Annotated in this window: 11 protein-coding genes; 7 read left to right on the forward strand and 4 right to left on the reverse strand. The window is 68.2% G+C overall.

Annotation, left to right across the window (positions count from 1 at the left end; translation table 11 throughout):
* The first annotated feature begins 15 nt into the window (after window positions 1-15).
* The 3 genes from ABE473_RS12130 to ABE473_RS12140 all read left to right on the forward strand — a co-directional run bounded on the left by ABE473_RS12130 (window position 16) and on the right by ABE473_RS12140 (window position 1,494).
* Window positions 16-699: a class I SAM-dependent methyltransferase gene (locus tag ABE473_RS12130; RefSeq protein ID WP_346489671.1), complete on the forward strand. Its 684-nt coding sequence runs from the start codon at window positions 16-18 to the stop codon at window positions 697-699.
* Window positions 700-770: 71 nt separating this feature from the next.
* Entirely contained in the window at window positions 771-1,136 is a 366-nt protein-coding gene (locus tag ABE473_RS12135) for a hypothetical protein (RefSeq protein WP_179460095.1), read from the forward strand.
* A 34-nt stretch (window positions 1,137-1,170) separates the two neighbouring features.
* Window positions 1,171-1,494 (forward strand): hypothetical protein, encoded by a 324-nt coding sequence (locus ABE473_RS12140; RefSeq protein ID WP_346489650.1) that lies wholly within the window; start codon window positions 1,171-1,173, stop codon window positions 1,492-1,494.
* A 30-nt stretch (window positions 1,495-1,524) separates the two neighbouring features.
* Here ABE473_RS12140 and ABE473_RS12145 read toward each other — a convergent pair whose 3' ends face one another.
* Window positions 1,525-2,301, reverse strand: a complete 777-nt coding sequence (locus tag ABE473_RS12145; protein WP_346489651.1) for a polysaccharide deacetylase family protein — start codon at window positions 2,299-2,301, stop codon at window positions 1,525-1,527.
* A gap of 58 nt (window positions 2,302-2,359) precedes the next feature.
* Here ABE473_RS12145 and grxD point away from each other — a divergent pair, with 58 nt between their 5' ends.
* Window positions 2,360-3,286: a Grx4 family monothiol glutaredoxin gene (grxD, locus tag ABE473_RS12150; RefSeq protein WP_346489652.1), complete on the forward strand. Its 927-nt coding sequence runs from the start codon at window positions 2,360-2,362 to the stop codon at window positions 3,284-3,286.
* 72 nt (window positions 3,287-3,358) lie between these two features.
* Here grxD and ABE473_RS12155 read toward each other — a convergent pair whose 3' ends face one another.
* From ABE473_RS12155 to ABE473_RS12165, 3 genes are all read right to left on the reverse strand, one after another.
* The gene (locus ABE473_RS12155; protein WP_346489653.1) at window positions 3,359-3,898 is read right to left on the reverse strand and encodes a DUF924 family protein; all 540 of its coding nucleotides are present in this window, start codon (window positions 3,896-3,898) and stop codon (window positions 3,359-3,361) included.
* 52 nt (window positions 3,899-3,950) lie between these two features.
* Window positions 3,951-4,727, reverse strand: a complete 777-nt coding sequence (locus ABE473_RS12160) for an AMP nucleosidase (RefSeq protein WP_179460090.1) — start codon at window positions 4,725-4,727, stop codon at window positions 3,951-3,953.
* 108 nt (window positions 4,728-4,835) lie between these two features.
* Window positions 4,836-8,426, reverse strand: coding sequence for an autotransporter domain-containing protein (locus ABE473_RS12165; RefSeq protein ID WP_346489654.1), 3,591 nt, complete (start codon window positions 8,424-8,426; stop codon window positions 4,836-4,838).
* A gap of 254 nt (window positions 8,427-8,680) precedes the next feature.
* On the opposite strand from ABE473_RS12165, the gene ABE473_RS12170 reads away from it, so the two are divergent.
* The 3 genes from ABE473_RS12170 (at window position 8,681) to ABE473_RS12180 (ending at window position 12,070) form a co-directional block, all read left to right on the forward strand.
* Window positions 8,681-10,087 carry an amidohydrolase gene (locus ABE473_RS12170; RefSeq protein ID WP_346489655.1) on the forward strand — a complete coding sequence of 469 codons (1,407 nt, stop codon included), beginning with the start codon at window positions 8,681-8,683 and terminating at the stop codon, window positions 10,085-10,087.
* Window positions 10,084-11,364: an amidohydrolase family protein gene (locus ABE473_RS12175; RefSeq protein ID WP_346489656.1), complete on the forward strand. Its 1,281-nt coding sequence runs from the start codon at window positions 10,084-10,086 to the stop codon at window positions 11,362-11,364. Before ABE473_RS12170 ends, ABE473_RS12175 begins: the two co-directional genes overlap by 4 nt.
* 76 nt (window positions 11,365-11,440) lie before the next feature.
* On the forward strand, window positions 11,441-12,070 hold the full coding sequence (locus ABE473_RS12180) for a 2-hydroxychromene-2-carboxylate isomerase (protein WP_346489657.1): 630 nt from the start codon (window positions 11,441-11,443) through the stop codon (window positions 12,068-12,070).
* Window positions 12,071-12,129 lie beyond the last annotated feature (59 nt).

The raw sequence follows: 12,129 nt of genomic DNA on the forward strand, positions 1-12,129 counted from the left end.
GAGGCCACGCTGCCGCTGGCCAGGGAGCAGGCCCGCCGGATCGCCACGGCGTTCCTGCCGGCGCAGCGGCTCGGCAACCGTCGCGACTATTACTACAGCCGCGGCAAACTCGGCAGCGATCCGCTGTATCCCGGCGTGCTCGCCGCGCTGGACGAGGCGCCTGCCCTCCCGTTGCTGGATATCGGCTGCGGCCTGGGCCTGCTGGCCCACGTGCTGCGCCAGCACGGCAGCGCACTGGCCTACCACGGGCTGGACATCGACGCCGACAAGATCGCGCGGGCCGAGCGCGCCAGCACACGCGCCGGGTTGCCGCAGGCTACCTTCTCCTGCCTGGATGCCAGCGCCACCCTGCCCGCCCACCATGGCAACGTCGCCCTGCTCGACGTGCTGCAGTACCTGCCCGCAGCCGCACAGACGCAGTTGCTCCACGCTGCCGCCACACGCGTGGCCCCTGGCGCGCGGCTGGTGATCCGTACCACGCTTGCCGACCAGAGCGGTCGCGACCGCACCACGCGGATCACCGACATGCTTGCGCACCTGGTCGGCTGGATGGGCACGCGCCCCTGCCACTACCCGGACGCCGCGAGCCTGCGCGCGCCACTGGACGCCGCCGGCCTGCACCTGCGGATGACGCCGCTGTATGGCAACACGCCCTTCAACAACTGGCTGATCGTCGGCGTGCGCCCCACGGCCGCCTAGCCGCCACGACTCGCGCCGCCGGCCGCACGCGCGCATACTCGCGCGCCCCCCCTTCCGGCAAGGAGCCGCCCATGCCCCGACAGACCCGACATTCCGCGCTGGGCATCGCCGCGCTGATCGTCAGTGCCTGTGGCCTGGTGATGCTGCTGCTGAGCATGCATTACGCGCATGCGCCCGAACATGCGGCCATGCGCGAGCTGCCGTGGTCGCTGGCCGCCCTGCTCGGCAGCAGTATCGGACTGGCCATCCTGGCCCTGCTGCTCGGCCTGGGCAGCGTGCTGCAGCCGCGCCGGCGGCGCCTGTTCGGGATCATCGCGCTGCTGGTGACGCTGGGCGTGTTGATCGCGCAGCTGTCGCTCGGCGGCTGGATCCGCGACCAATGGCATGCCTCGCATCCGCCGTCGGACGCCGCGGCCGCGCAGCCCCTCGCCCCCTGATTCCTCCGTTTCACCGCATCGACAAGGAGCCCTGATGCACACCCCTCATTCCGGCATGGGTATTGCCGCGTTCATCACCGCCCTGTGCGGCGCCGTGTTGATGCTGGGCCTGATCGTCATCGCCGGCATCATCGAGACCACCACGCCGGGTGGCATGGAGGAGACCTCGATGTCGGCGATCCTGGTCGGGCTTGGCCTGATGTGCACCGCCCTGATGCAGCTGGTGGCCTTCGGCCTGGGCGTAGCCGGCGCATTTCAGACGGACCGCCGCCGCGTGTTCGCGATCCTCGGCCTGGTGATCTCGGTCGGCAGCATGCTCGGCGTGGCCCTGCTGATGATCATCGGCGCCCTGAGCTGAGCCCGGCCTGCGCCGGCCGACGGCCCGGCGTCAGTCCGGCAGACCTGCGTGCAGCCCGCGTGCCTGCACCGCCTGCAGTACCGCTTCGATGATGGCGAGGTTGTGGCCATGCGCCGCGCCCTCATGCAGCAGCACGATGCTGCCTGGCGCCAGGTCACGCGTGATCCGCTCGACCACCTGATCGGGTCTGCACTCCACCCCGTCGAAGCCACGCGCGCTCCACCCGACCCGGGTCAACTGCCACTGCTTCAACGCGGGGGCCACGAACGGGTTGGTCATCCCGACCACCGAGCGGTACCAGCGTGGCGGGGTGCCGGCGATCGCGGTGAGGGCCTGCTGGCACTGTGTGATTTCGGCCGCCATCGCCTGCCGCCCGAGCCGCCAGAAGCGGGTCTGCGGGTGACGGTGGCTGTGGTTGCCCAGGCTGTGCCCGCGGGCCAGCATCGCCTGCACCAGCTCCGGCCGCGCCTGCGCGCGTTCACCCACCAGGAAAAAGGTTGCCTTGGCCTCATAGCGGTCCAGCAGGTCGAGCACCGCCGGGGTTTCTGCCGAGGGGCCGTCATCGATGGTCAGCCAGACCTTGCGGGCATCGCCGGGCAGGCGGCTGAGCACCGGGGCATAGAAGCGGCTGTTCGGCAGGAATACCGGGACCATGAACAGGGCGTGGGTCGCCACCATCATCGGCAGGCCGTAGCGCCAACCCCAACCGGCCCAGACCAGCACCACCAGCAGCTGCGACAGCACCAGCCACGGCAGCCAGCGCCAGGGGCGCCGGGGAATGCGATACAACGTTTCCGGTACGGTCATGCCCCATGATGCCATGCCGCGTAGAATACGCGGTTCGCATATCCGGACCCCGACCGCCATGTCCCTTGAACCCGCCCTGCGCTCGCGCATCGAATCCATTCTCAACGCCAACCGCGTCGTGCTGTTCATGAAGGGTCAGCCGAGCATGCCGCAGTGCGGTTTCTCGGCCAAGGCCGTCGGCGCCCTGCAGGACCTCGGCGTGGAGTTCGACCACGTCAACGTGCTGGCCGACGCGGAAATCCGCGAAGGCATCAAGGCCTACGGCGAGTGGCCGACCATCCCGCAGCTGTACATCGACGGCGAGCTGGTCGGCGGCAGCGACATCATCCTGCAGATGGCCGGCAACGGTGAGCTGAGCAGCGTGCTCGGCCTGGCCGCGCCGGACCGCACCCCGCCGCGCATCACCGTGACCCCGGCCGCCGTGGAAATGCTGCGTGGGGCGCTGGCCGATTCCCCGGGTGCCTCGCTGCAGCTGGGCATCGACGCGCGCTTCCAGCCGAACTTCCAGCTCGCCCCGCACGACGACAACGCGATCGCCGCCGAGTCCAACGGCCTGCGCGTGCAGTTCGACCTGGCCAGCGCGCGCCGCGCCGAAGGCATCACCATCGACTGGGTCGACGACATCCGCGGCAAGGGCCTGGCGATCGACAACCCGAACGCGCCGAAGGCCGTACAGGAACTGAGCGTGCGCGACGCCGACGACCAGCTGCGTGCCGGCAGCATCACCGTGGTCGACGTGCGCCCGGCCGACGAGCGTGCGATCGCGGCGATCAACGCCCCGTTCGAGACCTTCGACGGCGACAACCGCGCCCGTCTGGAAGCCATGCCGAAGGACACCGCGCTGGCCTTCCTGTGCCACCACGGCGGCCGCAGCGCGCAGGCCGCCGAGCAGTTCCGCGCCCTGGGCTTCACCAAGGTCTCCAACATCACCGGCGGCATCGATGCCTGGTCGAACGAGGTGGACAACGGCGTGCCGAAGTACTGATTTCCAGCACGTAGCGCGATACGAAAAACGCCGGCATTGCCGGCGTTTTTTTGTTCGTGCCGGCGGTGGCGGTCAACCCGCAAACCCACCTTCGGCCAGGTAATCCAGCTCCTCCGGCGTCGGCATCCGCCCCAGCACCGCGTTGCGGTGCGGGAAGCGACCGAAGCGCCGGATGATGTCGCGGTGCAGCTCTGCGTACTGCAGGTATTCCTTGTCGCCCAGCGCATCGAACATCGCCACCGAGCGCTCCTGGTCCTGCGGATCCTCGGAGTGCTCGAACGGCAGGTAGATGAAAGCCCGCAGCTTCGGTACCAGCTGCAGGTCCAGGCCCTCCTCCACCGCACGCATGGCGTAGTGACGCGCCAGGCCATCGGTGGCGTAGGAATGCGCCGTCTCGCGGAAGCAGTTGCGCGGGAACTGGTCGAGCAGGATCATCAGCGCCAGCGCGCCATCGGCGCTGCTGAGCCAGTGCTCGCGCGCGCGGCGGGCGGCGGCGAAATGCTCTTCCTGGAACTGCTGGCGAAACCGCGCATCGAACGCGTCATCGCGCGCGAACCACTGCTGCGGTCCGGCGTCGCGCCAGAAGTCCACTACTTGTGCCGCCACGTCCATTCACTACCCCTGTGGATGGCACGCCCCAAGACGTCCATCCGTTCCATTGCCGTTACTCGTCAAAACGCAGGTGGCGGACCGACTTGCCGTTGCGCCGTATCAGCTTAAGCGCCTCGATACCAATCTGGATATGGTTCTCGACGAACTGGGAGCTGACCTTGGCATCGGAGACCTCGGTCTTCACGCCGTCGGGAATCATCGGCTGGTCGGACACCAACAGCAAGGCCCCGATCGGGATGTGGTTCGCGAAACCGGCCGCGAACAGGGTCGCCGTCTCCATGTCGATGGCCATGCAGCGCATCACCCGGAGCTTTTCCTTGAACGCCTCGTCGTGCTCCCAGACCCGGCGGTTGGTGGTGTAGACGGTGCCGGTCCAGTAGTCATGGCCGAGGTCGCGGACCATGGTCGAGACCGCCCGCTGCAGGGCAAAGGCCGGCAGGGCCGGGACTTCCGGCGGCAGGTAGTCGCTGGAGGTGCCCTCGCCGCGGATCGCGGCGATCGGCAGGATCAGGTCGCCCAGCTGGTTCTTGCGCTTGAGCCCCCCGCACTTGCCCAGGAACAGCACCGCCTTGGGCATCACCGCCGACAGCAGGTCCATGATGATCGCCGCGTTCGGGCTGCCCATGCCGAAGTTGATCAGGGTGATGTCATCGCTGGTGACGCTGGCCATCGGCCGGTCCGCGCCCTGGATGGGCGCCCCGGTGAGCTGGGAAAACGTATGCAGGTAGCCACCGAAATTGGTCAGCAGGATGTGCTGGCCGAACTGATCCAAGGGGACGCCGGTGTAACGCGGCAGCCAGTTTTCTACGATGTCCTGTTTGGTTTTCATGGGGGATTGCCTGCGGTCGTGCTGAGGCTGCAATTTTGAGCGAGATCGACGAATACGCAAGAAAAAGGCGGCCAGTGGCCGCCTTTTCCGTTTGCCCCTACAGCTGGATCAGAACTGCACGGACCAGCGCGCGGTGACGCTGCGGTCGCGGGCGTCATCACCGAAAGTGCCGTTGTAGCCCAGCTCCAGCTGGTTGCGCGGGCTCAGCCAGGCCGACAGGCCCAGCTCGGCGACCACGGCGTTGTCGGCGATCGCCGCACCGCTGACCGCGAAGCTGCTGCCCCCGGTCCAGGCCAGATCGGCGACCTGGCTTCGGTCGCCCGAGGCACGGCGGTAGCCAACGCCACCGCGGACATGCAGCCAGCTTTCCTGCTGCCACGAGGTCTTCAGGCCCTTGTCGAACCGAACGCCGGCGGTCGCCACGTTGGTGCGGGTGTCGGCGACCTGGCCGTTCAGTGCAGCAGCGCCGCCCTGTTCGGTGATCCCGTCCACGTCCACTTCAACACGCGCGAACTGCAGGTACGGCTCCAGGCCACCTTCGCGACCACCGAAGCGGTACGCGCCTTCGATGAAGCCCTGGCGGGTGGTGGCGTCGTACGTGGCCGACAGCGCGTCCTGGTAGCCGGCAAACGTCAGCTGACGCTTGCTGTCCACGTCATGACGGGAATAACCCAGACCGGCGCGCAGACCGAACGCGCCCCACTGGTTGCCCACGTAGGCACCGAAGTGGGTGTTGTCGATCTCCGAACGGGCGCCGCGACCGGCCGCCTGCTTGATGTCGGTCCGGCCGGTACCGACCAGCCCGCCGACCTGCCAACCACCGCCGAACACATGATCGGCACCGACCAGCAGACCATTGCTGTTGGAATCGGTGCGCGCGGCATTGGCATCGCCATCGAGCTTGCCGCTGCCGCCGATCGCCTGCACCCACGCGCCGCCACCGGCCGCTTCATCCGCAGCACCCGGCGAACGCACGCCCACGGCACGGCTCAGCGCCGCATCACGCAGGTAGCGGCTGCTTTCCACCAGCGCCATCGGCGTGGCGGCATGGATTTCACCACTCAGCGCGTCCAGTGCCGCACCGACCTGGGCCGGGAACAACTGGGTCAGCGGCCTGGGCAGACCCTGGTTGATGGCCAGGCCATCGGCGCTGGTGGCCACGGCGATCTGGTTCGGCGTGACCGCGGCGCTGGCCAGCGCGTTGCCACGGGCGACGTCGATGCGCACGCCATTGGCGCTGTAGCCCAGGCTGAACCTCAGGAACGGCGAGAAAGCCGAGAAGTCGGTGGTGGCAAACTGGCCGTTGATGCCACCGGCGGCCTGCAGGAAGTTGAACTGCTCACCGAGGTAGTACACGCCGGCTTCCGGCAGTGCCTTCAGGGTGCCATCCAGCGTGGCCGTACCGGTGACGCGCAGCAGATCGCTGCGGCTGCCCGGGGCCAGTTCGGCCTGGTAGATGCCGCTGGCGGTCTGCACGTAATCGCCGTTGATGGTCAGCGTGCCGATCGAGTTGCCCGGCGCGATGATGCCCTCGACGCGGGTGCTGCCCAGCGTGCCTACGCCCTTCAGCGTGCCCTGGGCGCCGACCACAGTCGAGCCGCCCTGCTGCACGCCGTTGAACGACACGGTGCCGGCGGTGACGAACAGGTCCGACCCGTCCAGCAGCGCACCGGCATTGACGCCGGTGGTGCCGGCCGAGGTCAGCGTGCTGTCGACCAGACGGCCATTGAGCACGAAGCTGCCGCCGCTGCCGACGGTCGTGTCAGCGTCCTGCTGCAGGCCGTTGAAGGTGACCGAACCGCCGGTCACGTTGAGTGCCGAACCTTCGAGCACGCCGGTGGTGGAGATCAGGCTGCTGCCACCCAGGCTGTTGAGCGTGGTGGACACCAGGCTGCCGTTGAGCAGGAACTGACCGCCCTGCACGTCGACCGAGGCGGTCAGTGCGTTGGCGCCGTCCAGCTCCAGCACACCCTCGCGCACGATGGCGCCGTTGAAGCTGTTGTCGCCGCTCAGGCGCAGCCAGCCGATGCCCGACTTGGTCAGCTTGCCCGGGCCGCCGATGTCATTGGTCCAGTCGTCCCACGCATCGCCCTCCCACACCTTCAGGCCACCGGCCTTCTGGTTCATGACCACGTCGGTGTCGACGCGCAGCAGGCCGTAGCCTTCGATGGCCTTGCGCAGGTCGAGCAGGCCCCAGCCGTAGATCTCATCGATGCCAGGCGCACCGAGATCACGCGCCGTGGTCAGCATGACGTCGCGCACCTGGGCGTTTGTCAGGTACGGGAAGCGCTCGAACAGCAGACCCAGCGCGCCGGTCACATGCGGCGCTGCCATCGAGGTACCGGTGTTGAGGCCGTAGGCATACGTCGGAACCCGGGAAATGACGTCCAGCAACAGGTTGCCGTCCGCATCAACGAGCAGCTCGGCGTTGATCTGGGAATCATCACCGTAGACGGTGGAGGCGATATTGGTACCCGGGGCCGCCAGGCACCAGTTGGCACTCAGCCCACACTTGTTGGAGCTGTTGCTGAGCAAGGAATTCTGGTCGACGTTGACCACGCTCACCCAGTACTGCTCGATATCGGCAAACGCGCGCGGCAGCGTGGCGTACAGACCGGCAATCGGGCTGGCCTGGGGACTGGCGTTCGGGCCGCTGTTGCCCGCCGCCCACACCTGGATCATGCCGTTGGCGCGCGAGCCGTCCGCGAAGGTACTCAGGTACTCCAAGGTTTCTTCATCACCGTAGTACAAGTCGATCAGTGCAGCGCCCGGCTCGGTGGCCAGGCCCCAACTGTGGTTGACGGCGCGGACACCCTGGGCGTTCATCTGGTCATACATGTCGGCGAAGGCCGTCGAATCCGGACCGACGCCCGCCAGCGATACCACGGAATAGCCCGTGGCCGTCCGCTGCCACTCACTGGCCGAGTTGAAGAACAGCTTGGCCGCGGTCAGATCCGCACCGAATGCAACGCCGTGCATGCCATTGCCATCGCGGTTGGCCACCATGGTCCCGCCCACGTGCGTGCCGTGGGTGCCATAGGAAATGCCGGGCTGTACGTACGGACCATTGCGGATGACGTCGCGGATGTTCTCGGGAACGTTGTCGTTGAACCTGACGTAGGTGATCTGGACCTCGTCGCCGTCGCTGGCAAAGCAGGCGCCCGCCCCGTCGATGGCCGTGGTGTTCGTGCATCGGGTGCCGTCCGGCAGCAGATCGGCGATGCGGATGCTCCGGTGATCCTTGCCGGCAAATTCAGGGTGGTCCAGCCCGGTACCGGAATCGAACACGCCGAGGCGGATTCCCTGGCCGGTCAGGCCGCGGGCATATGCGTAGTCGGCATTGATCGCCGCCAGACCCCAGTCACCAGCGAACTCGTCACTGCGCCAGCTCTCCAGGTCGCCCGGCTCACCCATGATCGGACCATCGGGACCGGCGCTGGGACGCACGTTGGCCAGGACTGCGGCAGGGCCAGCCGTCGGGAGGGCAAAGCTGGCGGCGAGCGAGACACTCTGCAGATCACGGCCGAATGCGGCGGACTGCTCGGCGCGCTGCTGCTGATAACGCTGCAGGGCATCGCTGGTGGGGCTGGCCAGCGCCGGAACGGCGATGGCGGCAAGCAGGGTGCCGGTGATGGCCGAGGCCAGCAGGGACGGCGAAGGGCGACGGAACGACGCGCGGGACATTGAGTGCAGGGTCATGTACTGAGAACTTCCTTGATCTGGTTCGAGTGTTGGAATCTGGAACTGGATGCACAGCGACTCTCTTGCGACGGGCGGGCATCGGTCCTCGCCGCCTCTTCGAGCCTACCCGAAAAATTCATGAAAAGTTCACAATTGTTTCTCATAAGGGTGCTAAGCCTCATTTGCTGAAACTATGCAAATGGTCACTTGGCAACCCGGCCCTCTCCCGGCTAGCGTCGAGGAATTGTGTCCATGCCGCATCGGGGAGAACCATGCAGAAGTTGTTGAGCGTCGGCGTTGGCCTGGCGTTGATGTCGATCGTGTCCGGGCCGGCGCCTGCGGCCTCCCGTTTCGTCCAGGATCCCTATCCCAGCACGTACGCGCCGATCGTTTCGGCCCCGGTGCTGATCCGCAATGCCACGGTGCTCACCGGCACCGGCGTGCGCATGGACAACGCCGATGTCCTGCTGCAGGACGGCCGCATCGCGGCCGTGGGCACCGGCCTGAGTGCGCCGGCCGATGCGGTCCGCGTCGATGGCCAGGGCAAGTGGGTCACCCCCGGCATCATCGATGTGCACTCGCACCTGGGCGTATATCCCAGCCCGGGCGTGAGCGCGCACAGCGACGGCAACGAGATGACCGCGCCGGTCACCGCCAACGTCTGGGCCGAACACTCGGTGTGGCCGCAGGACCCGGGCTTCGCCGCGGCGCTGGCCGGTGGCGTGACCTCGATGCAGGTGCTGCCCGGCTCGGCCAACCTGGTCGGCGGCCGCGGCGTGACGTTGAAGAACGTGCCCGCCACCACCTACCAGGCGATGAAGTTCCCCGGCGCGCCGTGGGGCCTGAAGATGGCCTGCGGCGAGAATCCCAAGCGCGTCTACGGCGGCAAGGGCACCGCGCCGGGCACGCGCATGGGCAACGTCGCCGGCTACCGCGCGGCCTTCATCGATGCCAGCGAGTACATCGCCAAGAACACCCCGAAGCAGCCGAAGAAGAAGCGCTGGTTCAGTGGCGATGACAAGGGTGACAGCGCCGGCGACAGCGGCGGCAAGCGCGATCTGAAGCTGGACACGCTGGCCGGCGCGATCCAGGGCGACATCCGCGTGCACATCCACTGCTACCGCGCCGATGAAATGGCCACGATGCTGGATTTGTCCAGGGAATTCGGCTTCAAGATCGCCGCCTTCCACCACGCGGTGGAGGCCTACAAGCTGGCCGACCGGCTCGCCGAGGAAGGCGTGTGCGGAGCGCTGTGGGCGGACTGGTGGGGCTTCAAGATGGAGGCCTTCGATGGCATCCAGGAGAACATCGCCCTGGTCGACCGCCCGGCCAACAGCTGCGCGATCGTGCATTCGGATTCGCCCGAAGGCATCCAGCGCTTGAACCAGGAAGCGGCCAAGGTGATCGCCAACGCACGCCGCGCCGGGATCGAGATCGCCCCGGAGCGCGCCATGATGTGGCTGACCTCCAACGCGGCGCGCTCGCTGGGCGTGGAGAAGCAGACCGGCAGCCTGGAGGCGGGCAAGATGGGCGACGTGGTGGTCTGGAACGGCAGCCCCTTCAGTTCGTATGCACTGGCCGAAAAGGTCTATGTCGACGGCCACCAGGTCTATGACCGCGAGGACGTGAGGCGGCAGCCGCTGTCGGACTTCATGCTCGGCCAGGAGGCACGCCCATGAGCCGCCGCGTCTCGATCCGCCTGCTTCCGCGGGCCCTGCTGTTGATCGCCGGTGCCTGCGTGGCACCGGCGTTGTTCGCGCAGGACCTGCTGATCCGCAATGCCACCGTGCACACCGCCGCCGCACGCGGCAGCCTGGAACACAGCGATGTGCTGATCCAGGGCGGCGTGATCCGCGCGGTCGGCCCGGGCCTGTCGGCGCCGGCCGGTATGACCGTGGTCGACGCCGCGGGCAAGCCGCTGACCCCGGCGCTGTTCGGCGGCATCACCGACATCGGCATCGAAGAAGTCTCCGGGGAATCGGCCACGGTGGACAGCACGCTCAAGCTGGAAGACCAGCCGCTGCGCCCGGAGTTCGACGTCACCCTCGCCTTCAATCCGGACTCGGTGCTGATCCCGGTCGCGCGGCTGGATGGCATCGGTTTCACCCTGCTCGGGGCCAACACGGGCGGCGGTTTCATCGCCGGCCAAGGGGGCGTGATGCGGCTGGACGGCAGCGCCGATCCGGTCGGCCCGCAGGCGTTGTTCATCCGTCTCGGCGCGTCCGGCGCGGAGCTCACCGGCACTTCGCGCGCCGCGCAGTGGATGCTGCTGGAACAGATGGTCAGCGAAGCGCGCGGGCGCGTCCCGGCCGACTCGCCGCATGCCCTGCTGACGCCCGCCGGACGCGCCACGCTGGCGCGCTATCTGGCCGGCCAGGGCCGGATCGTGGTGCAGGTCGACCGCGCCGCCGACATCCGCCAGCTGCTGCGCTGGGCCGCGCGTGAGAAGGTCAGGATTGCCATCGCCGGCGGTGCCGAAGCCTGGCGCCTGGCCCCGCAACTGGCCCAGGCCGGCGTGCCGGTGTTCGTCGATGGGCTGGGCAACCTGCCGAGCAGCTTCGACCAGCTTGGCGCGACCCTGCAGAACGCCGCGCGGCTGAAGGCGGCCGGCGTCCCGGTCAGCTTCGCCCAGCGCGACGATGCCTCGCACAACGCGCGCAAGATGCGCCAGTTGGCCGGCAATGCGGTGGCCAACGGGCTGCCCTGGGACGATGGCCTGGCTGGCCTGACCCGGGTCCCGGCCCAGGCGCTGGGCGTCGGCGACCGTCTCGGCACCATCGAGCCGGGCAAGCTGGCCGACCTGGTGCTGTGGGAGGGGGATCCGCTGGATGTCGGTCACTACGCCGAGCAGGTCTGGCTGGGCGGCCGCGCGATGCCGATGCGTTCGCGCCAGACCGACCTGCGCGACCGCTACCAGGCGCCAGCCTCCGCCGAACCGCGCGCATACTCGCGCTGAGCCCCTGCACAGGGCCGCTGCCTGCGGCGGCCCTGCGTTCGGCGACCCTGTCGCCCTGCCCCGTGAGCATCCGACCATGGCCCTGTGCTGGTATTTCGATTTCGTCTCACCGTTCGCCTATCTGCACTGGCAGCAGCTCAAGGCCTTGCCGCAGTTCAAGAGCATCGTGCCGGTGCCGATCGCCTTCGGCGCGGTGCTGCATCACCTGGGCAACCTCGGCCCGGCCGAGATTCCGGCCAAGCGGCTTTTCACCTATCGGCAGGCGTTGTGGCAGGCGCGCAGTGCCGGGGTGACGCTGCGTTTTCCGCCGGGCCATCCGTTCAACCCGCTGGCGGTCCTGCGCCTGTGCCTGGCCGCCGGGGCCACCCACGAGACGGTCGACCTCCTGTTCAACTGGATCTGGCGCGACGGCCATGCCGGCGACAGCGCCGCGGCGCTCGCCCTGCCCGGTGCGATGCTGGACATCGCCGATGTCGCCGCGGCGATCAGCGCGCCCGCGGTCAAGGAGGACCTGCGGCGCAACACCGACGCCGCATTGGCCGCCGGGGTGTTCGGCGTCCCGACGCTGGCGATCGGGAGCGAGCTGTTCTGGGGCAACGACGCGCACCCGCTGATGCAGGCCGTACTGGCCGATCCCAGCCTGCTCGAGCAGGGCGAATGGGCCCGGATCGTGGACCTGCCGGTGGCCGTCGAGCGCAGCCGCTGAGGTCGTTCCGCCTCCCCGGTCAGGCAAAGCATCTCGTTTTGAGATAGCGTTCACGTTTC

Source organism: Stenotrophomonas sp. TWI700, assembly GCF_039673645.1.
Taxonomy (GTDB): Bacteria; Pseudomonadota; Gammaproteobacteria; order Xanthomonadales; family Xanthomonadaceae; genus Stenotrophomonas; species Stenotrophomonas maltophilia_AA.